Source organism: Pseudomonas sp. LBUM1669 (genome assembly GCF_059695705.1).
On the sequence record NZ_CP166785.1, the window covers coordinates 163,016 to 185,111 of the forward strand.

Below are 22,096 nucleotides of genomic sequence, written 5' to 3' on the forward strand. Positions count from 1 at the left end.
AGTTGCAAGCGATAGATGTTCGTGTCAGGTAGCGGTATGAAGGCTTCTTTCGGAGGGCAGTCAGTGTATCAAACCGGTGAGATGCGTTCTGATGGACCAGGTCTTGGACGAGTGCTCCCCTGATTTAACTAATAGGGTATTCGAGGGCTATCGGCCTCGACAACAGCTCGATACTTCCGATCAGTGAAAGTGTAATTGGCCGGTTTCCCATACCGTCTCCCGTCTTTCGCGCGTTCAATTATTTTCAGAACTTTCCTACATTTCATTGTGCGGTGAGTTGTTAGCCTGAGAAGAGCTGACGCTCTTTGGCCGACAGTGTAGTGGTCTAATGAAACTGGACACCCATTTAGGGAAGGTCTGAAGTAGTCAGCGATTTTTGATGCCCTCTTTGGTAGAGGTTCAAAAAACACTGGTTTGGTCAGAAATCAGACCTTTCCTGTTCTTAACTCATCGTTTCACCCTTGAACGACGCCTTTTCAAGGCGCTTTTCCCGGATTACAGGCGCACCTCTCCCACAACCAGCAGCCGTTTTCGCATCATCCACAGATTCGACAGGGCAAATAGCGTGGCCTGTTGCGCGGTATTTTTCATCAGGCCGCGAAAGCGCACTTTCGTATAACCAAATTGGCGCTTGATCACGCGAAACGGGTGCTCAACCTTGGCCCGCACCTGCGCTTTCGCGTATTCGATCTTGCGCCGCAGACGACCGATCAAGCTCTTTTTTCCATGCTTTTTATAGCTGCTTGGCCGGGCGGCAATCGACCAGATCATCTTGCGATCCTGATGCTCGGGACGTTTGTCCACGCCGGTGTAACCGGCGTCACCAGACACGTAAGTTTCCTCGCCGTGCAGCAACTGATCGACCTGCGTCACGTCCGCCACATTGGCCGCCGTGCCCACCAGGCTATGCACCAAGCCGGATTCAGCGTCGACGCCGATGTGCGCTTTCATACCAAAAAAGTACTGATTCCCTTTCTTGGTTTGGTGCATTTCGGGATCGCGTTTGCCGTCCTTGTTCTTGGTCGAACTCGGCGCGTGAAGGATCGTCGCATCGACCACCGTGCCATGACGCAACAGCAGGCCACGGTCGCCCAGATAGCCATTGATAACCTGCAAAATCCCGCCTGCCAACTCATGTTTTTCCAACAAGCGGCGGAAGTTGAGGATCGTGGTTTCATCGGGAATCCGATCTAGGTGCAGCCCCGAAAACTGGCGCAGGATCGTGGTCTCGTACAATGCCTCTTCCATCGCCGGATCGCTGTAGCCGAACCAGTTCTGGATCAGATGGACCCGCAACATCGCCATCAGCGGATACGCCGGACGACCCCCTTCGCCCTTTGGATAATGCGGCTCGATCAAAGTAACCAAGCCCTTCCAGGGCACGACCTGATCCATCTCGATCAGGAAGCGCTCGCGGCGAGTCTGCTTACGTTTGCCGGCATATTCGGCGTCGGCGAAGGACATCTGTTTCATGGGGCTCAACCGTCGTGTTCGTGTCAGGCGAGTATTTCACCAGATCTGGAAGTCTTTTTCAGAGTTTCCTTAGCGACCCACAAGTTATCAGTAGTAAAACAATGAGCAAACCTACGTACGTAGACGAATACCAAGCTATTACTGAGGTGCTGAACAAGTACATTGAGGGCTGCAGACAGGCCAAGAGCAGTATCATGAAGCCCGCGTTCAACGAACACGCAACGATGTACAGCGTCGGCGCCGATGACAAGTTGTCCGGGGGCGCGATTCCAATCCTGTTCGATGGGATCGACAAGGATTTCCGCCTATCTCCTCACGCAAAGGCTGCTATTACCCGCATAGAGATAGTCGGTACTGCCGCAAGTGCTCGCATCGACGCCAACGATATGTCAGGCGTCTCCTTCACTGACTTCATTCATCTGCTGAAAGTCGAAGGCAAGTGGACTGTGGTTAGCAAGATTTTCCAATCGCATGTAGCGCCCTAATTACTTGAGCCTTCCGGCGGCTTTATGTTCGACTAGAGATTCTTCGCTGAACCCCTTTGATCACAGCTATCGACTTCAGTTAGTGGAGTCGGTATTCAATCGCCGGATGACCCAGTCCCTTTCTTGATCTTACGAAATTTTGATTACTACCTTGCCAATGGCGCCCCTGGCCAAGTGCTCATACGCTTGACGTGCCTCATCAAATGGATAGACGTGGTCGATTACTGGGCGAATCTTGTGCTCATTCAAGAATTCGTTCATGCGATCAAATGAGGAGCGAGAAGCAACGCCGTGAATACAGCCGCCTGTTTGGTATGCCGCCTCAAAGGGATATATAGCGCAAGCGTTTGCAATAGCGGTACATTTCGATAGCGTCGAGTCTTGGCTTATTAAGTGAGTTTTGTTTGAGTACAAGAAAGGGCCCCTCAACAGACTGTGTGAAAATGGGCTGAAGGCCCGCCCAACAAACGCCCCCGACTTTTTCAGGGTGTTGTTTTCTGCGAAAGACAGACGAAAAATGGTCTTTCAGCCCAGTAATGCCATCAGTTGGCGGGCTCGAATACGCTAATCGCTCGCTTGAAAATTTAAACACTCACCACCAACCGCCTATGCTGACTGTACTTGCATTGTGGGTAACGTCATCGCGGACGAAGTGCCCGAGACTCCCTAATCTTAGTGGTTCAGACCGCTGCAGCTGAAGCCTTGGTAGATGTCGATCAGCACGTTTCTTGTCATTAAGCTTCTCCACATACGTGGGTTTTAAGTAGCCTATCGGGATTGAGCATCAGCGCTTATTGCTTAAGATAGAAAGATTCAACGCCGCTGCGATATAACGCCACACAAGGTAAGGAAATAAGATCAAGCCAGTGATCACGTCAAACTGCGATGCCATCACCACCATCGCAGCGGCCACAACCCAGAGTAGCTTCAGGATTGGACTGGCCCCTATCAAACCGGACACCTGCACCCCGTTAAATTGATGCCGCTGCCAAACGCCTAAACTCCCGTGGTGAACGGTATTTCAGCGCGCTGTGCGGATGCTCCTCGTTGTAATGCTCAAAGGCAATTGTCAGGTTTCGCAAGGCTGTTTCCCGGTCAGGTTTGGGCATGTGGGCGACGTAGTCGCGCTTCATCGTTTTGACGAAGCTCTCGGCCACTCCATTGCTTTGCGGGCTGCGCACCGGTGTCGTCACCGGCTGCAAGCCAATCTGTCGGGCAAACTGGCGTGTCTGCTCAGCGATGTAGGCCGAGCCGTTATCGCTCAGCCATTGCACCGGGGTGGCAGGTGGTTCTTCACCGAAGCGTGTTTCCACCGCTTCCAGCATCAGATCGCGGATATCGTCGCCGCTGTACCCGGTCGGGCTGGCCACCCAACCGATGGCTTCACGATCGCAACAGTCCAGGGCAAAGGTCACGCTCAGCTTGGCGTTATCATCACAGCGAAACTCAAACCCGTCCGAGCACCACCGCGTATCGCTGGTGGCCACGGCAATTCGGCCTTCGTGACGGCGTGCCACACCCGGTTGTTTAACCCGTCGCTCCAGCAGCAACTGATGATCGCGCATGACGCGATAAACCCGCTTGACGTTGATCGGCGCCTGACTCTACTTTTCACGCCGACGACGCAGCAACCCCCACACACGGCGGTAGCCATAGCTGGGCAGCTCACTCACTTCAGCCTGAATTTCTTCGACCCGTGCGGCATCGTCCAGCGCAGGGCGACGCCGCTCGGGCCGTGCCGCAGGGTTGAGTCGAACCGTTAACTGCGAGCGCGCTACACCGAGACTTTCACTGATCAGCTTCACTGGTCGTCCCCCGGCAACAAGGGTGAGTGCGCAATCCATTTTCGCGACCGAGCAATCTCCACAGCTTCCTGGAGGATCTCGACCTGCATGGTTTTCTTGCCGAGCATGCGCTGTAGCTCCCTGATCTGCTTGAGCGCATCGGTCAGCTCGGAAGCAGGCACCACGCTCTCGCCAGCACTGACGGCCGAGAGACTGCCGCTCTGATAGAGCTTGCGCCACTGAAACAGCTGGTTGGCATTAACGCCATTCTGCCGAGCCACCACCGAGACGCTTTGCCCCGGTTGCAGGCTCTCGCGAACCATGGCCAGTTTTTGCTCCGGGCTCCAGCGGCGACGCCGCTCCTGACCCAAAAGCTCCCCACCCTTATCGTTTCTATTAGTCATATACACAGTCGTTTGCCTATCCCTTATGTTAAGGGGGAAACGGTGTCCTGTCTTTCAGGGGGCTCGTCCATTGGGTTGAAACGCCCATCTAGAGCGGGCGCCCAAAGGATCTGGAGTGAAATCAAGCTAGGCTGCAGCAAGCCTAACGATTGCCAGGAGAAAGTTTCTCGATCGACCGATCGAACCCGCGGGCAATAGCGCCCACTGCGGCTGGGCGCCACCCTGTGCTCCCCTACTCCAGTCGTAAAACGCGGAGTTTTTAAGAAGCGCATCCCTACTCTGCGGCCCATAATGCGAACACTCTGTCATGGGTCCGTTCGAACAGCAGTGGTTTCACGGTGAGGTGCGACTGTTTTAGCGTCAGTCAGTACCTGCCACGCGGCGAGCGCGCTGACGGCTATTTCCTCGAGTTTATGACGGTTCGCGCTATCGCGCGCCTGTATCGACATACCTTGTTGAACCGTTATGTAAAAACGCGCTATCACCTCCAGGTTAACTCCTTCGTCAATCTCACCACTGGGCATCCCTTGCGCCAGCTTTTCGGCAAGTATTTCGACGTTATGCGCCCTTATGGCTAATACCTCGGCCCCGACAGCCGCGCTGGACTCAGTTAAGTGCAAGGCTGACAGGGTAATGAAGCAGCCACTTGGCTTGTCGATCCGGCTGAATTCGCGTGCTGAAGACATCAAAAATGCCTCAACAGCACCATACGCAGTGGGCGCTACAAGTGTCTCCTGCCAAATGGCGGCTCCATCCGTAGCGCAGTAAAGATCCACTGCATCCCTGAAGAGACCCTCCTTCGAACCAAACGCAGCGTACAAGCTGGGCGAGCTGATTCCCATTCTTGCGGTTAATTCCGCCATCGAAGCGCCTTCGTAACCCTTTTCCCAGAAAAGCTCCATTGCCTGAGCAAGACTTTTCTCCCGATCAAAATTTCGGGGCCTTCCACGATCCGCCATGTGCCACCACCATTTAAGTGCTGATCGATACAAAAAATATTGACGCGAGTTTTCAGCGGATTATATTCTGTGTCAATCATTACATAAATAAGGGATTTACCATGTTGCCACTTATCGGTAAGCGCGCATTTATCACCGGCGGAAGCCGCGGTATCGGCGCGGCCATCGCTCGGAGACTCGCAGCAGAGGGGGCTGACGTTGCCATTGCTTATGAGCAATCGGCGGATTCCGCCCAAGTCATCATCGAAGAGTTAAACAAAGCTGGCCGCCGCGCGGTTGCGATCCATATGGACGCTACTTCGCCAGATTCGATCCGCGAAGCAGTCGACCGTGCGGCGGCTGAACTGGGTGGGCTCGATATCCTGGTTAACAATGCTGGCATCATCCGGGCTGGTCCGGCTGAAACCATGAGCCTTAAAGACCTTGATGACACCCTGTCGATCAACGTACGCGCAGTCCTGCTGGCCTCGCAAGCAGCACTGGCTCACCTGCCAAAAGGGGGCAGAATCATTTCCACCGGCAGTAATCTAGCCGAACGAGTGCCTGACGCAGGTTTTAGTTTGTATTCGATGAGCAAGGCGGCTTTGATCGGTTGGACCAAGGGGTTGGCACGCGACCTTGGAGCGCGGGGAATCACAGTAAATATCGTGCACCCTGGCTCTACTGACACTGACATGAATCCCGCCAATGGGCCGCATGCTGCAGCCCAGCGTAATCGCATGGCGATAAAGAGTTTCGGCCGGGCGGAGGATGTTGCAGCTCTGGTAGCATTTATTGCTCGGGACGAGGCACGCTCGATTAACGGAAGCGGTTTGACCATTGATGGCGGTGCCAACGCGTGAACGTCATCACCAGCTGATGTACAGCTCAATCAAGTGCGAAAGGCGTGTTCCCGGAACGCTTACTTCCGGTTTACTGTTGGCGCTGATTGAAGCTCGAACAATTTGCTAGCGCCATCGAGACTCATCGAATATTCGGCATTTGTTAAAGCTATAACAATTGGCGCTTGGTGATGCACGATGGCCGACGAATCGGGCTTAATTGAGGCGGGTGGAAACACACTGTTGTTATCGAGTGCACTGACTTGGAGGTGCAACCGCTCGCGCGGCGTCAATTCATCCGCCCGAGCATCGAGCGCAACGGAACCGAATACGACAATAAACAATACAAGTACCGGGAGATACACCTTCTTACCACTCGGGGAAATTCATAGAGAGTGGCAGCTTAAAGGTAAATTTCTGCCAGCAATGCCAATAATTTCCTGTGCATCTGTAGGAAGTTTCCGAGCCTCGCCCGGCGTATCCAATGCAGGCGCTAGCCGGCTCGAACCATTCTCACGCAGACAGGTTTGCAGTAAAGGAAGGCGCTATTTTCCAAATATCGGATTGAGCTAAAATCGTAAGAATAATCCCTCTAGGGGCTGTTGACGTTTCACCGGAACAGCAGAGGAAGAAGAGCAAACCCGCAGAATAGAGGTTCCAACACCGACAATCCTGCGAGCTTGCAATGCCCCGAGTGATGCTCAGTGACGAGCTTTGGTCGAAGCTGGAAAAAATTCTGCTTCAGCAAACTATTTACCACAAGCCTGATTTGCGATTGACCGTTGAGGGGATGCTCTACCGGATGCGCGTTGGTTGTCCGTGGCGAGATCTGCCCAGCGCTTTTGGATGCTGGAACTCAGTCTCCAAGCGCTTCAATGCGTGGTCGGTGGCTGGCAAGTGGCTCAAGGTTTTCAATACGTTGATCGAAGACCCAGATTTTGATTGGGCTTTCATCGACGGAACCTATGTGAAGGCCCATCAGCACAGCACGGGGGCCGCCAGTGACCAACCAGAAGCGATCGGCAAAAGCCGCGCTGGCCATACGAGCAAGATCCACCTGGCTGTCGATGCACATGGCTTGCCTGTGGCTTTCGAGATCACTGGAGGTGACGTCAATGACTGTACTGCCGCCCGTGAATTAATTGCGCAGCTACCATCAGCCGAGGTCATCGTTGCCGACAAGGGCTACGACAGTGAGCGTATTCGCGAACAGATCGAAGCCCAAGGTGCTCGACCAGTGATCCCGAGAAAGCGTAACTCAATCAAAGGCAATGGCGATCTGGATAAAGGCCTTTATCGCTACCGGCACTTGGTCGAAAATGCCTTTGCGCGACTGAAACATTACCGCGCAGTGGCGTTTCGATACGACAAACTGAAGAGGAACTATGAGAGCACGGTGGCCATGGCCTGCGGGTTCCTCTGGTTACCCATGTGAAACGTCAACAGGCCCTAGACACCCTTGCTGACTTGGTAGAGGCGTTTGGAGTGTAAATAAAGGTATAAACGTGGCGATTGTTGACTTTATGTTTGTTTCTGTTTGAAGAATTGAATTTAATCAGATGGTTGAAAGAAATATTTACATTTTTTGTCGGCAGAAGAATCAAAATGGCTTATTGCTAAAAAAGAAAATTCAAGTGCTTACAGTAAAAACCCTCGGCACGTAAAGGACGTGACGAGGGCTGATGAACGGGAGGGAAGCAGTCCCTCCGCTTTTCTTCTTACCAGCTGACTTTGATGCCCACGCTACTCTGAACCGACGACTCTACTTTCGACTGACCGGTCCCGCTGCCCATCAGATTGCCTACTTCGGCGTACACGCTAGTGTTCTTGCTGACACCCAGCGTGAAACCTGCAGACACTTCGGTGGACGTATAGCCGATGCCGTTCTTAATGGCGGTGGAACCACCGGCCGACGTATTAAATCGGGTGGTGTCCTTGTCATCGACACCGTGCCACACGTTCACTCCAGCATAAGGCTGCAGGCGGCCTATGTCTGTGCTGAAGTCACCCGACAAACGTACACCAACTCGTCCGATCACCGCATTGGCCGAGTCTTGTTTGACGGTAGTGGCGCCGCTGATCCCGGTAGAACCCAGGTTCTGTTTATTAACAATCAGCTGTGCCTGTGGTTCGATGCTCCAATCCTTCATGCGGCCCTTAAGCGCGAAGCGTTGGCCCACCTCAACCGAAGCGGTTGCACTGGTGCCACTGCTGTTGTCGTGAGCGCTACTGACGGAGTTGCTGGAAATATCGTGATGACCGTACTGCAACACGAAGTCAGCGTACTGGTTCTGTGGATTCGCGTAAGTCGCGTAAACGCCCAGGTACTGGCTGTCGGACTTCTGGCTACCGGCGTAAGTATGGTTGGATAAGTCAAGGCCATAACGCCCTTGAACAGAGGCGTCACTGTTCAATTGCCCAGCGTAGACGCCGGTGGTCCAGTTACTGTCGCCCCACAAATCGATGCCAACTTGCAGGCCCTGCGAGCTGACATCGCTATGGGGGGCGGTCGTGCCGTTTTGTTGGATATTTGTTTGGTTGTTGATGGCGCGAGTCCAGACGCGGTTGCCGTTCGCACCCTCATTGGTTTTGCTTGTAACATCCCCCCCGACACGTCGCTGCAGGGTAGAAAGCATCGCCAAATCGCTTTGGCGCACCACGTCGGGAAGTGCTGAGTACAGTGGTACTTCGGCACGGTAGGTGGCTGCCTGAGTCGGGCTACCAGAAGGCGTGTCTGGCGTACCTGGATTTGCTGGTGAGGTAACATCCGTCGTGGAACGCAGGAACCAATCTTCACCCTGGCCATTAGCGTCAGCCGCGTACAGGCGATACTCGTAAGCACCTGCGTCGACATGGCCATTTTCGAGACTGAAAGCGCTCTTGTTGGTCTGGGCGGTGGTTGTAGCACCGTTAAGAGCAGTTACCAAATTGATGCCGTCGCCGGTGGTCAAGGCTCCCAGCCCGCCGCTGTTGATTACTCGCAAAGTTGTGTGTCCGATGAAATTGTCGTTGGCGCCCTCCAATACGAGGCGGTCCGTCGCGCTACTGGTTTCTCCCAGTGCAGTCTTCAACTCCAGAACGCCGTCACGGCCGATGAAGTCACCCTTGACTGTAAGGGTGGTGCCCGCTGTCGCGCCTTTCAACGAGACGGTACCGCTGTTGTCCAGCGACGCCAGGGTCTGATTGAAACCTGCCGCATCCAGCGTTGCATTGCTGGCGATGGTGTAATCCGAGGCCGCGCTGAACGTGTTGGCGGCACCTGCACGCAGCATCCCCGCCGATACCGTTGTGGTGCCGCTGTAGGTATTGGCGCCTGTCAGGACAGTGGTCCCGCTGCCAACTTGCTGCACGGCACCTGTGCCGGAGATGGCACCGCCATAGGTGTAGACATCGCTGCGATTGAACGCAAGCAGACCATTGTCAACGACGTTACCCTGGCCCAGCGAGCCCGTCGTGCCGTTGGTACCCACTTGCAAGGTTCCGCCAGTGATGGTGGTTGCGCCGCTGTAAGTGTTGTCCGCGCCCAGCACCAGGGTGCCGTCATCGGTTTTGGTCAGCGAACCGACACCCGACACGGTATTGTTCAAGGTGAACTGAGTGTCGGCATCCACAGCGAAAGTACCGCCGCCCGCCTTGAGGGTGGTGCTGCGATCAGTGGCAAAGCTGCGAGTGGTGTGCAGCGTACCGCTGTCGAAGGACAGGTCGCTTGCGGCATCACCGAGGTTGCTGTCGCGGGACACCTGGACCACGCCGCCATTGAGGGCGGTGCCGCCGATGTAGGTGTTGTCGGCACCCAGTACCAGAGTACCCAGGTTGGTCTTGCGCAGTTGAGTATCACCCTGCAACACGGCGTTAATGGTCGTCGTGACATTGGGGTTGATCTGGAACGCGGTGGAGCCTGAACCCGCTGTCGTCTCAAGCAAGGTCAGAGGGCCGCCGTCAAACACATAGCCATCGGTCAAGACCTGCATGCCTGTGGTCTTGACTTGTTCTTGAGAGTTGTCGACGGTCACAGTACCCGCGGCGCCCTGAAAGATCGCATAGGACTCGGGTGTGTATTTTGCGTTGGCAAGCCCATTGGCGTCGGTCCAGTTGGTATTAGCGACAGGGCCACTGTTCCACACGCCATCGCCGCCATTGACGACCCCATTGTCTTTTTCAACCGGCATTTGGCCATCCCAGACACTGAGCGTCAGACCAGCTGTGTTGATGAGGTTGATCTGATGATCCTGCGATAACTGCAAGGTGAGATAGCTCTGGGAAACAGGTGTCGTCCCGAGATTCAAACCATTGTCCGTCAGTGCACCGGCGTAGTTGAAGAGACGATAGATACCCGGATCAAAGCTGCCTCCGGCCGGGGTCGCCACATTTAAGGTGCCGGCCACGGTCAGATTGCCACCGACGTTGACCAGATCGTTGTAGGTCCCGCCGGCCACGTTGGCCGCGCCGAGGTCGTAGGCAAGCGTCGCCCCACTGTCAACGGTCAGATCGCCGTTGACTGTCAGGGTTCCCGCGCCACCGATCACACGGCCTGGCGCCAGGGTGGCGCCGTTGGCCACGATCAGGTTGCCGCCGAGTGTACCGCCGCCGCCAAGTGTGCTGCCTGAGGACGCAGTGGTGAGGCCATGCGCGCCAGTCTGGTCGCCATTGACGATCAGTGTGCCGTTCGCCACGGTGGTGGCGCCGCTGTAGGTGTTGACGCCGCTCAGGATAGTGGTGCCGCTGCCGATTTGTTGGACATCGCCGGTACCGGAGATGAGGCCGCCGTAGCTGTAGCTGTTGCTGCGGTTAAAGTTCAGTACGCCGTTATCAACGACGTCACCCAATCCCAGCGAGCCCGTCATGCCGTTGGTGCCGACTTGCAAGGTGCCGCCGGTGATGGTGGTTGCGCCGCTGTAAGTGTTGTTCGCGCCCAGCACCAGGGTGCCGTCATCGGTTTTGGTCAGCGAGCCGGTGCCGGACACGGCACTGTTCAAGGTCAGTTGAGTGCCGGCATCCACGTCGAAGGTGCCGCCGCCCGCCTTGAGGGTGGTACTGCGGTTGCTGGCAAAGCTGCCGGTGCTGTGCAAGGTGCCGCCATCGAAGGACAGGGCGCCCGCCGCATCACCGAGGTTGCTGTCGCGGGACACCTGGACCACGCCGCCATTGAGGGCGGTGCCGCCAGCGTAGGTGTTGTCAGTGTTCAGCACCAGGGTGCCCGCATCGGTTTTAGTCAGCGAGCCGGCACCGGAGACGGTGCCGTTGAGGGTCAATTGAGTGCCGGCATCCACGTCGAAGGTGCCGCCGCCCGCCTTGAGGCTGGTGTTGCGACCCGTGGCAAAACTACCGGTGGTGTGCAACGTACCGCTGTCGAAGGACAGCGCGCCTGCGACATCACCGAGGTTGTTGTCTTGGGAAACCTGGACCACGCCGCCATTGAGGGCGGTGCCGCCGGCATAGGTGTTGTCAGCATTCAGTACCAGGGTGCCCAGGTTGGTCTTGCGTAGTTGGATATTCCCCTGCAGCACGGCATTGATCGTCGTTGTGACATTGGGGTTGATCTGGAACGCGGTGGAGCCTGAACCCGCTGTCGTCTCAAGCAGGGTCAGAGGGCCGCCGTCAAACACATAGCCGTCGGTCAAGACCTGCATGCCCGAACTCTTGACTTGATCTTGGCTGTCGTCGATGGTCACCGTACCCGCTGCACCTTGGAAAATCGCATAGGAGTCGGGGGTGTAGTCCAAGTTGGCGTTGCCGTTGCTATCTGTCCAGTTGGTGCTGCTGCCCACGCCGCTACGCCATACGCCATCGCCACCATCCGCCACGCCGTTGTTTTTCTGGCTACTCAACTGGCCATCCCAGAAGTTGAGCGTCTGACCTGTCGCATTAATGAGGTTGACCTGATGGTCGATAGAATATTGCAGCGCCAGATAAGACGTTGCTACCGGTGCTGTCCCGAGGGTCATACCGTTGTTGGTGAGCGTGCCCGCATAGTTAAAGAGGCGATAGACACCCGGATCAAAGCTGCCTCCGGCCGGGGTCGCCACATTCAAGGTGCCGGCCACGGTCAGATTGCCACCGACGTTGACCAGATCGTTGTAGGTCCCGCCGGCCACGTTGGCCGCGCCGAGGTCGTAGGCAAGCGTCGCCCCACTGTCAACGGTCAGATCGCCGTTGACTGTCAGGGTTCCCGCGCCACCGATCACACGGCCTGGCGCCAGGGTGGCGCCGTTGGCCACGATCAGGTTGCCGCCGAGTGTACCGCCGCCGCCAAGTGTGCTGCCTGAGGACGCAGTGGTGAGGCCATGCGCGCCAGTCTGGTCGCCATTGACGATCAGTGTGCCGTTCGCCACGGTGGTGGCGCCGCTGTAGGTGTTGACGCCGCTCAGGATAGTGGTGCCGCTGCCGATTTGTTGGACATCGCCGGTACCGGAGATGAGGCCGCCGTAGCTGTAGCTGTTGCTGCGGTTAAAGTTCAGTACGCCGTTATCAACGACGTCACCCAATCCCAGCGAGCCCGTCATGCCGTTGGTGCCGACTTGCAAGGTGCCGCCGGTGATGGTGGTTGCGCCGCTGTAAGTGTTGTTCGCGCCCAGCACCAGGGTGCCGTCATCGGTTTTGGTCAGCGAGCCGGTGCCGGACACGGCACTGTTCAAGGTCAGTTGAGTGCCGGCATCCACGTCGAAGGTGCCGCCGCCCGCCTTGAGGGTGGTACTGCGGTTGCTGGCAAAGCTGCCGGTGCTGTGCAAGGTGCCGCCATCGAAGGACAGGGCGCCCGCCGCATCACCGAGGTTGCTGTCGCGGGACACCTGGACCACGCCGCCATTGAGGGCGGTGCCGCCAGCGTAGGTGTTGTCAGTGTTCAGCACCAGGGTGCCCGCATCGGTTTTAGTCAGCGAGCCGGTACCGGAGACGGTGCCGTTGAGGGTCAATTGAGTGCCGGCATCCACGTCGAAGGTGCCGCCGCCCGCCTTGAGGCTGGTGTTGCGACCCGTGGCAAAACTACCGGTGGTGTGCAACGTACCGCTGTCGAAGGACAGCGCGCCTGCGACATCACCGAGGTTGTTGTCTTGGGAAACCTGGACCACGCCGCCATTGAGGGCGGTGCCGCCGGCATAGGTGTTGGCTCCGCTCAGCACCAAGGTGCCGGTATTGGTCTTGGTCAACGAACCGGCACCGGAGATGGCGCCGTTCAGGGTCAAGAGGGTAGCCGCATCCACGTCGAAGGTGCCGCCGCCCGCTTTGAGAGTGGTGCTGCGGTTGCTGGCAAAGCTGCCCGTGCTGTGCAACGTGGCGCCGTCGAGGGACAGGGCGCCTGCGGCATCACCGAGGTTGTTGTCTTGGGACACTTGGACCACACCGCCCGTTACGGCTGTGCCGCCGGCATAGGTGTTGGCTCCGCTCATCACCAAGGTGCCGGTATTGGTCTTGGTCAACGAACCGGCACCGGAGATGGCGCCGTTCTGGGTCAAGAGGGTAGCCGCATCCACATCGAAGGTGCCGCCGCCCGCTTTGAGGGTGGTGCTGCGGTTGCTGGCAAAGCTGCCCGTGCTGTGCAACGTGGCGCCGTCGAGGGACAGGGTGCCAGCGGCAGCGCCGAGGTTATTGTCTTGGGACACCTGGACCACACCGCCTGTTACGGCTGTGCCGCCGGCATAGGTGTTGGCCCCGCTCAGCACCAGGGTGCCGGTATCGGTTTTGGTCAGCGCGCCAGTGCCGGCGATAGCGCCGTTCAGCGTCAACAGCGCGCCGGCATCCACGTCGAGAGTGCCGCCACCCGCGTTGAGGGTGGTGCTGCGGTTGTTGGCAAAGCTGCCAGTGGTGTGCAACGTACCGCTGTTGAAGGAGAGAGTACCTGCGGCATCGCCGAGGTTGCTGTCGCGGGACACCTGGACTACGCCGCCATTGAGGGCGGTGCCGCCAGCGTAGGTGTTGTCTGAGTTCAGCACCAGGGTGCCCGCATCGGTTTTGGTCAGCGAGCCGGTGCCGGACACGGCACTGTTCAAGGTCAGTTGAGTGCCGGCATCCACGTCGAAGGTGCCGCCGCCCGCCTTGAGGGTGGTACTGCGGTTGCTGGCAAAGCTGCCGGTGCTGTGCAAGGTGCCGCCATCGAAGGACAGGGCGCCCGCCGCATCACCGAGGTTGCTGTCGCGGGACACCTGGACCACGCCGCCATTGAGGGCGGTGCCGCCAGCGTAGGTGTTGTCAGTGTTCAGCACCAGGGTGCCCGCATCGGTTTTAGTCAGCGAGCCGGCACCGGAGACGGTGCCGTTGAGGGTCAATTGAGTGCCGGCATCCACGTCGAAGGTGCCGCCGCCCGCCTTGAGGCTGGTGTTGCGACCCGTGGCAAAACTACCGGTGGTGTGCAACGTACCGCTGTCGAAGGACAGCGCGCCTGCGACATCACCGAGGTTGTTGTCTTGGGAAACCTGGACCACGCCGCCATTGAGGGCGGTGCCGCCGGCATAGGTGTTGTCAGCATTCAGTACCAGGGTGCCCAGGTCGGTCTTACGCAGTTGCGTAGTGCCCTGCAATACCGAATCAATGGTCGCCGTGACATCCGGGTTGACCTGGATCGCGGTGGATCCTGTCCCATTGGATGTTTCGACCAGCGTTAAAGCATCGCCTTTAATCAAGTAATTGTCGGTCAAGAATTGCATGCCCGAGGTTCTGATCTGTCCCAGGCTATTGTCGACGGTCACCGTACCGGCCGTGCCTTCGAAAATCGTAAAGGAGTTGCGTGCGTACTTAGAGTTGGCCGCACCATTGGCATCGACCCAGTTGTCGTTGGTGCCTGCACCGCCCACGGCGTAGTTCCAAATACCGTTGCCACCGTTGACAGAACCGTCGTTTTTCTGGGTAGGTACCGAACCGTCCCAGAATGCCAGCAACTGACCGGTCGTGTTGACGAGGTTGATCTGACCGGGTACCGACATCTGCAACGTCACGGTGGTCGCAACTGGCACGTTGCCAATAGCAAAGCCATTGTTGGTGAGGCTGCCCGCGTAGTTGAAAATCCGGTAGATACCCGGGTCGAACGTGCCGGCTGTTGGCGTGGTGACATTCAACACGCCGCCTACCGCCAGGTTGCCAGCCACATTGATCAAATCATTGTGGCTCGCACCGGCCAGTTGGCCGAAGGTGTAGCTCAAGGAGGCGCCGCTGTTGACAGTCAGATCGCCTTTGATGGTCAGCGTGCCAACACTGCCTGTGGCGTCGCCAGGCGCCAGGGTGCCGTTAGCGGCGACGGTGACGTTGCCGCCCAGGGTACCTGACCCACCTAGGGTGCTATTGGCCGCTACGGTGGTAAGACCGGTGGAGGCCGACTGGTCGCCATTGACGATCAACGTACCGCCCGACACGGTGGTGGCGCCGCTGTAATTATTGGAACCGCTGAGCACCAAGGTGCCCAGGTTGGTCTTGGTCAAAGCGCCGTTACCGGAGATCACACCGCCCAGGGTAAACGTACTAACCGGTGACACGCTGAAGGTACCACCTAGCGCATTCAAGGTGGTGGCGCGGCCGGAAGTGAAGTCATTGGTGGTCGCCAGTGTGCCGCCATTAAAGCTCAGCCCGCCGAGCGCGTTACCCAGATTATCGTCGCTGGAAACTTGCACCGTACCGGCATTGATAGTGGTGCCACCGCTGTAGGTGTTGCTGGCAGCCAGCACCAGGGTGCCGGTGTTCGTTTTGTTCAGGGTGCCGGTGCCGCTGCCGTCGGCAATCACGCCGTTGGCTGTCAGGGTGGTGCCATTGGCAACGTTGAAGGTGCCCATGCCCGTGTTCAGCGCGACGGCGTGCGTCAAGTCAAAGGTCGCCGTGGTGGCCAGTGTGGCGTTGTCGATGATCAGGGTGCTGGAGGTAGCACCGAGGTTCGCATCGCGAGCGACCTGGAGGGTGCCCGCCGAGACCAGGGTATTGCCGGTGTAGGTGCTGGTACCGCCGAGGATGGTGGTGCCGGTGCCGATTTGCTGCACCTGGCCCGCTCCAGTGATGGGGGCGTTAAACTGAAAGACATTGTTGCGATTAAAGGCCAGAGTGGTGCCTGCGCTGGTACGCATTGTGTTGAAAGCGTCATCTCCAGAGTTTGCCCCCAATGTGCCGGTGCTGCCGCCATCGCCGACCTGCAAAATGCCGCCGGTGAGATAGAAACCACTGCTAAAACCGGCTTGGAATGAATTGTTGCCGGTAACAATCAAGGTCCCGTCACCGCTCTTGCCAAACCAGCCAGCCCTCAAAGCCTGACCACCGTTAGCGCCGCCGGTGATTACACCGGTGAGTTTCAATGTTTTGGTGGCATCGACGTTAAATGTCGCGCTAGAGCCAGCACCGATATCGATATTTCGGGCAGTGACGATGTTGTCGGTTGCATTGAGTGTGCCACCGTTGAACCGAAGCATGCCCGAGGCCGCGCCGAGGTTGTTGTCACTCGATACTTTCAGCGTGCCGCCGTCAATGCGGGTGCCACCGGTGTAGGTGTTGGCCAGGCCACGCAAATCGACGGTGCCGCCACCATTTTTGCCCAGTGCACCCACGCCCTGGATCACCGAACCCAGGGTCAGAGTGGTGCCGTTGGCGGTGTTAAGGTAGCCGCCCCCGACGTTGATGAGCACATTTCGCTGAGTGGTGATGGTCCCGAGGGTATTCAGGGTGCCGCCATCAAAGATCAACCCGCCAGAGGCCGCGCCTAGATTGCTATCATTGGAGACAGCCAAGGTGCCGGCATTGATTGCCGTATCGCCGGCGTAAGTGTTGTTACCACTCAACCTCGCAGTGCCTACGCCGATTTTCTGAACCACGCCGCTGCCCGATATCGTTCCAGTCAGGTTAATCGTGGTGTTGTAGGCAGGGCTCAAGGCCAAGGTCCCGTTGTCGAGCACATCGCCGACAATTGTGCCGTTACCATTGAGCGACCCCGTGGTGGTGCCATCGCCCAATTGCAAGGTGCCTGCCGAGATCTCGGTGCCACCGGTGTAGATGTTTGCGCCGACCAGCACTGTGGTGCCTTGACCCGTTTGCCGCACTTTGCCCGTGCCCGAGATCACACCGGTAAAGGTGCCGGTGCTGCCGGTCGTCGGATTGAATGCCAACACGGCATTGTTGGTGACGTTGCCATTGATGGAACCAATGGTGGTGCCATCGCCCAATTGCAGTGTGCCGGCAGAAAGGGTAGTGCCGCCGGTGTAGGTATTGTTTCCGACCAGCACGCTGGTGCCTGCGCCGATGTTCGACACGCTCCCCACGCCCGATATGACGCCCGAATAGGCCAGGCTCGTCCCGTCTGCGGCATCAAAGATCAGCTTGGTCGCCGATTGCGTGCCCACATCACCAATGATCGAACCATTGGTGGTGCCGTCACCCAGTTGCAGTGAGCCACCGACAATCTGGGTGCCGCCGGTGTAGGTGTTGGTCCCGGTCAACACCAGGGTGCCCAGGTCGCTCTTTTTCAGTACCGTGCTGCCCTGCAACACCGAGCCGATAGTGGCCGTGTAGGCGGCGCCGGCGCCAGTGCCGTCGCCCACTCGAATGGTGGTGGCCGCCGATCCCGGAGTAGTCTCGACCAGCGTGATGGCGCCGCTGTTAAGGCGGTAACCATCGGTGGCGAACTGCATGCCGGCGCTGGTGACCTGGCCGGCGGTGCTGCTGTCCACGGTCACGGTGCCCGGTGCCGCTTGAAAAATAGCAAAGGAGCCGGTCGTCCAAGGCCCATTGGCGACGCCATTGGCATCGGTCCAGTTGCTATTGCCGGCTGTGCCTTGCCAAACGCCGGTACCTCCGTTTACGGCACTGTTGCCGACGGTGGTGTCCCAATATTGAAGCGGGGTATTCGAGCTGGCGATAAGGTTGACCTGGTGGTCGACCGACGTCTGGACAGACCCGGTGAAGCCTGCTGGTAAGCTGCCGACATGCAAGGTGTTGTCGGTTAGCAAGCCTGCGTAATTGAGCACACGGTAGACGCCCGGATCGAACAGGCCGCCTTGGGTTTGAGTCACGTTGAGCGTGCCGCCCAACGTCAGGTTGCCCTTAACGGTGATCAGGTCGTTCAGCGTGCCGCCAGGAGTGCCCGACTGGCCGAGGCTATAAGCGAGGATCGAACTGTTACCCAGCGCCAGGTTGCCGTTGATGGTCAATGTACCGGCACTGCCATTGCCGCCAGGTGCCAGGGTGGCGCCATTGCCCACGTTGACGTCGCCGCCAATCGTGCCCGCCCCGCCCAGGGTGGCACCGTTGGTTACAGTGGTCAGCCCCGTAGCGCCGCTCTGCACGCCATTGATGTAAAGCGCGCCGCCAGATACGGTCGTAGCGCCTTTATAGGTGTTGTTGCCGCTGAACACGATAACGCCCGGGCCAACCAGGGACACGCTGCCGGTGCCCGAAATGACCGGGGCCACGGTTAAGAAACCGCTGCGGTTAAACACCAGTGCGCCATTGTTCGTGGAACCACCTGCCCCCAGACCACCAGTGGTGCCACCATTGCCCACCTGCACAGTGCCGGCGTCAATGTTCGTGACGCCGTTGTAGGTATTGTCCGCCGCCAGCACCAGCGTTCCATTACCTGATTTGACAATGCTGTAGGAACCCGTAACCGGGTTATTGAGGGTCGTCGTGGTGCCGGCGTCGACATTAAATTGGCCGTTCCCATTGTTTAGCGTCACGGCGCGATTGAACGTGACGTCCGCGGTGGTGCGCAGCATGCCGCCGGAGAAGTTGATGGCACCGGTCCCGAGGTTGCTGTCACTGGCAATCTGTAACGTACCGCTATTGATGTTTGTGACGCCGGTGTAGGTGTTGGCTCCAGTCAAAATCAGCGTGCCGGGACCGGTTGAAAAGAGTTGACCTGTCCCGGCAATCAGGCCGTTTAATGTCAGCGTCGTGCCTGCGTTAGCATAGAAGGCGCCGTTACCGCCGAGAGTCACATTTCGAGCACTAGTGACATCTGCGATGGTTTGCAGGGTACCACCGTAAAACGCCAAGCCGCCGCTCAAGGCACCGAGGGCCGCGTCGCTTGAAACCTGCAACGTGCCGGAATTGAACTGCGTTCCGCCGGTATAGCTATTAGTGGTATTGCCCAGCACCAACGTACCGGTACCAGCCTTGACCAGCAGAGATCCAGTGATCAAGCCGTTCCAGGTGACGGTCCCGGTGCCGATGTTCAATTGGCCGCTCGAGCCGGTCAGTGAGAGGTTGCGACTGCTGGCAAAGCTGCCAGTGGTGAGCAACCCACCGCCGTTGTTCAAGACCACACGGTTGACGGCAGCGCCGAGATTTCGATCATCGGAGATGGACAAATAGCCTGCGTTGACGAGCGCGTCACCGAGGTAAGTGTTGCCGATATTGGAGAGAGCCAGAGTACCGCCGCCATTTTTGGTAAGTGCTCCCCCTGAGACCAAACCACTCAGGCTGAACGTGCCACCAGTGACATTGAATGCGCCGCCGTTAAGCGTCACCGCTCGCGAGGAGCTGAAGTTGGCGGTGGTGGTCAGTGAGCCGCCATTGAGGATCACGCCACCCGAGGCATCGCCCAGATTGTTATCGGCCGAGACAGAGAGGCTGCCCGCATTGATCGTTGTGCCGCCCACATAGCTGTTCGCACCGCGCAGGGTTGTAGTGCCGCTGCCGTTCTGGATCAGCGCACCGCTTCCGGAAATCACGCCGGCGTAGGTATAGGCATTGTTGCGGTTGAACGTAAGCGTACCGTTGTTGATTACATTGCCTGCGCCTAATTGACCCGTGGCACCGCCGTTGCCCACTTGCAGGGTGCCTGCCAGGGTCGTGGTGCCGGTGTAGGTGTTGACGCCAGTCAGCACCAGGGTGCCGATACCGATCTTGGTCAGGTTGCCTATGCCAGAGATCACGCCGCTCAGGGTCAGAGCGTCAAGCCCTGAGGCGATAAAACTGCCGCCGTTTAAGCCGAGAGTAACGTTACGAGCTATGTCAAACGACCCCACGCCCTCCAGTGTGCCGCCATCCAAGGTCAGGGCAGAGGCCAGGGCGCCCAGGTTGTTATCTGCTGAAACGCGCACCGTCCCGCTGTTGATCTTCATTACGCCGGTGTAAGTGTTGGAACCGGTCAATACCAGTGTGCCGGTCCCATTTTTGATGAGGGAACCGCTGCCGGCAAGGATCGACGCAATCGTACTGAGCCCGTTAGATACTTCAATTGTCGATGCGTTGGAAAGATTCAGCGAGCCGCCTTGAAGCAGATAGCCGTCGGTCGCGAAGGTAATATTTAGCAAGCTGATCGGGCCGGTCAATGTGACGGTACCAGCGCTTCCGCCGAAGGTCGCGCTATCATCGGACAGGTTGCTCCACGGCGTAAATACTGTTCCGTCGAACCAGGATGATCCCGTGGTATCCCAGACACCGCTACCGCCGCCCGAAGGCGTTGTGCCGTCGGGTGACCAGGCCAGGTTTTGCCCTTGGACAGGGGCAGCCATTGTCGCCGACAGCATTAGCGCGGCAAGGCTGGCGGTCAGTAAGGTCTTGGAATAGCCAGCAGTCCCTTGTGAAGATTTATTCTGGACTTTCGCAGCCAGGCCGCGGGCTGTTAGGGATCTTCCCGGCTTTCCACGGCTCTTGGCTAGCTCAGAGACTACAATCCAGCAGCTTGTTGCTTGATTCCAAATAATACGATAAGCAGCATTCATGAACTATTTATTCTCAATGATTGATGATGCGCACAACGAGCTGCCGATCTCTCGCCATTCGAGTTATCTCGGCCTAAAGCTGTAGTGGGGTTTGAATTAAGTATGCAAGATGCACGAACTTATCTGTGTAGGGGTTTTCTGGTTTTGGTGGGTAAAAACACCTAAAGTGTTTTGTTGTTTTAAGGATTTCCCTACAGACATATGGCGCAACTTTCAGGTGGGGTCCTTGCGGCTCTGCCTAACTGTGATGAGAGGGTTTAAATGTGCTGCGCCTAGCAGGGAAGCTAAGGAAGGTCTGAAGTAGTCAGCGATTTTTGATGCCCTCTTTGGTAGAGGTTCAAAAAACACTGGTTTGGTCAGAAATCAGACCTTTCCTGTTCTTAACTCATCGTTTCACCCTTGAACGACGCCTTTTCAAGGCGCTTTTCCCGGATTACAGGCGCACCTCTCCCACAACCAGCAGCCGTTTTCGCATCATCCACAGATTCGACAGGGCAAATAGCGTGGCCTGTTGCGCGGTATTTTTCATCAGGCCGCGAAAGCGCACTTTCGTATAACCAAATTGGCGCTTGATCACGCGAAACGGGTGCTCAACCTTGGCCCGCACCTGCGCTTTCGCGTATTCGATCTTGCGCCGCAGACGACCGATCAAGCTCTTTTTTCCATGCTTTTTATAGCTGCTTGGCCGGGCGGCAATCGACCAGATCATCTTGCGATCCTGATGCTCGGGACGTTTGTCCACGCCGGTGTAACCGGCGTCACCAGACACGTAAGTTTCCTCGCCGTGCAGCAACTGATCGACCTGCGTCACGTCCGCCACATTGGCCGCCGTGCCCACCAGGCTATGCACCAAGCCGGATTCAGCGTCGACGCCGATGTGCGCTTTCATACCAAAAAAGTACTGATTCCCTTTCTTGGTTTGGTGCATTTCGGGATCGCGTTTGCCGTCCTTGTTCTTGGTCGAACTCGGCGCGTGAAGGATCGTCGCATCGACCACCGTGCCATGACGCAACAGCAGGCCACGGTCGCCCAGATAGCCATTGATAACCTGCAAAATCCCGCCTGCCAACTCATGTTTTTCCAACAAGCGGCGGAAGTTGAGGATCGTGGTTTCATCGGGAGTCCGATCTAGGTGCAGCCCCGAAAACTGGCGCAGGATCGTGGTCTCGTACAATGCCTCTTCCATCGCCGGATCGCTGTAGCCGAACCAGTTCTGGATCAGATGGACCCGCAACATCGCCATCAGCGGATACGCCGGACGACCCCCTTCGCCCTTTGGATAATGCGGCTCGATCAAAGTAACCAAGCCCTTCCAGGGCACGACCTGATCCATCTCGATCAGGAAGCGCTCGCGGCGAGTCTGCTTACGTTTGCCGGCATATTCGGCGTCGGCGAAGGACATCTGTTTCATGGGGCTCAACCGTCGTGTTCGTGTCAGGCGAGTATTTCACCAGATCTGGAAGTCTTTTTCAGAGTTTCCCTAAGTATCCCTGATATCTAATAGCTAGTATGCGCAAGAAGTTGCGCACTCAAATATGGATAA

7 protein-coding genes and 4 pseudogenes are annotated in these 22,096 nt (G+C 57.5%); 3 read left to right on the forward strand and 8 right to left on the reverse strand.

All coding sequences use genetic code 11. The features are described from left to right. Positions 1 to 495 precede the first annotated feature (495 nt). Entirely contained in the window at positions 496 to 1,473 is a 978-nt protein-coding gene (locus ACA051_RS30725) for an IS5 family transposase (protein WP_497375784.1), read from the reverse strand. A 101-nt stretch (positions 1,474 to 1,574) separates the two neighbouring features. Here ACA051_RS30725 and ACA051_RS30730 point away from each other — a divergent pair, with 101 nt between their 5' ends. Further along, complete coding sequence (locus tag ACA051_RS30730) at positions 1,575 to 1,958, forward strand: nuclear transport factor 2 family protein (RefSeq protein WP_497376011.1); 384 nt, start codon at positions 1,575 to 1,577, stop codon at positions 1,956 to 1,958. 129 nt (positions 1,959 to 2,087) lie between these two features. Here ACA051_RS30730 and ACA051_RS30735 read toward each other — a convergent pair. The 4 genes and pseudogenes from ACA051_RS30735 to ACA051_RS30750 all read right to left on the reverse strand — a co-directional run. Continuing rightward, positions 2,088 to 2,246, reverse strand: a pseudogene (locus ACA051_RS30735) (zinc-binding dehydrogenase); the annotation flags it as partial. Positions 2,247 to 2,742: 496 nt separating this feature from the next. Then, positions 2,743 to 2,901 (reverse strand): annotated as a pseudogene (locus ACA051_RS30740) (tryptophan-rich sensory protein); the annotation flags it as partial. A gap of 28 nt (positions 2,902 to 2,929) precedes the next feature. Next, positions 2,930 to 4,146: pseudogene (locus ACA051_RS30745) on the reverse strand (IS3 family transposase). 305 nt (positions 4,147 to 4,451) lie between these two features. After that, positions 4,452 to 5,105 carry a TetR/AcrR family transcriptional regulator gene (locus ACA051_RS30750; RefSeq protein WP_497376013.1) on the reverse strand — a complete coding sequence of 218 codons (654 nt, stop codon included), beginning with the start codon at positions 5,103 to 5,105 and terminating at the stop codon, positions 4,452 to 4,454. Positions 5,106 to 5,206: 101 nt separating this feature from the next. On the opposite strand from ACA051_RS30750, the gene ACA051_RS30755 reads away from it, so the two are divergent. Together ACA051_RS30755 and ACA051_RS30760 are read left to right on the forward strand one after the other, a co-directional pair. Next, the gene (locus tag ACA051_RS30755; RefSeq protein ID WP_497376027.1) at positions 5,207 to 5,947 is read left to right on the forward strand and encodes an SDR family NAD(P)-dependent oxidoreductase; all 741 of its coding nucleotides are present in this window, start codon (positions 5,207 to 5,209) and stop codon (positions 5,945 to 5,947) included. 664 nt (positions 5,948 to 6,611) lie between these two features. Then, the gene (locus ACA051_RS30760) at positions 6,612 to 7,361 is read left to right on the forward strand and encodes an IS5 family transposase (RefSeq protein ID WP_497375737.1); all 750 of its coding nucleotides are present in this window, start codon (positions 6,612 to 6,614) and stop codon (positions 7,359 to 7,361) included. 283 nt (positions 7,362 to 7,644) lie between these two features. Here ACA051_RS30760 and ACA051_RS30765 read toward each other — a convergent pair whose 3' ends face one another. The 3 genes and pseudogenes from ACA051_RS30765 to ACA051_RS30775 all read right to left on the reverse strand — a co-directional run bounded on the left by ACA051_RS30765 (position 7,645) and on the right by ACA051_RS30775 (position 21,964). Beyond that, positions 7,645 to 20,343 carry an autotransporter-associated beta strand repeat-containing protein gene (locus ACA051_RS30765; protein WP_497376029.1) on the reverse strand — a complete coding sequence of 4,233 codons (12,699 nt, stop codon included), beginning with the start codon at positions 20,341 to 20,343 and terminating at the stop codon, positions 7,645 to 7,647. 99 nt (positions 20,344 to 20,442) lie between these two features. Further along, a pseudogene (locus ACA051_RS30770) lies at positions 20,443 to 20,553 on the reverse strand (ESPR domain-containing protein); the annotation flags it as partial. Positions 20,554 to 20,986: 433 nt separating this feature from the next. Continuing rightward, on the reverse strand, positions 20,987 to 21,964 hold the full coding sequence (locus ACA051_RS30775; protein WP_497375710.1) for an IS5 family transposase: 978 nt from the start codon (positions 21,962 to 21,964) through the stop codon (positions 20,987 to 20,989). Positions 21,965 to 22,096: the final 132 nt, after the last annotated feature.

Excerpts from the sequence above, each read along its gene's own strand:
- ACA051_RS30775 (WP_497375710.1), bottom strand. The coding sequence starts at position 21,964 with ATGAAACAGATGTCCTTCGCCGACGCCGAATATGCCGGCAAACGTAAG.
- ACA051_RS30765 (WP_497376029.1), bottom strand. The coding sequence starts at position 20,343 with ATGGCTGCCCCTGTCCAAGGGCAAAACCTGGCCTGGTCACCCGACGGC.
- ACA051_RS30755 (WP_497376027.1), top strand. The coding sequence starts at position 5,207 with ATGTTGCCACTTATCGGTAAGCGCGCATTTATCACCGGCGGAAGCCGC.
- ACA051_RS30725 (WP_497375784.1), bottom strand. The coding sequence starts at position 1,473 with ATGAAACAGATGTCCTTCGCCGACGCCGAATATGCCGGCAAACGTAAG.
- ACA051_RS30750 (WP_497376013.1), bottom strand. The coding sequence starts at position 5,105 with ATGGCGGATCGTGGAAGGCCCCGAAATTTTGATCGGGAGAAAAGTCTT.
- ACA051_RS30730 (WP_497376011.1), top strand. The coding sequence starts at position 1,575 with ATGAGCAAACCTACGTACGTAGACGAATACCAAGCTATTACTGAGGTG.
- ACA051_RS30760 (WP_497375737.1), top strand. The coding sequence starts at position 6,612 with ATGCCCCGAGTGATGCTCAGTGACGAGCTTTGGTCGAAGCTGGAAAAA.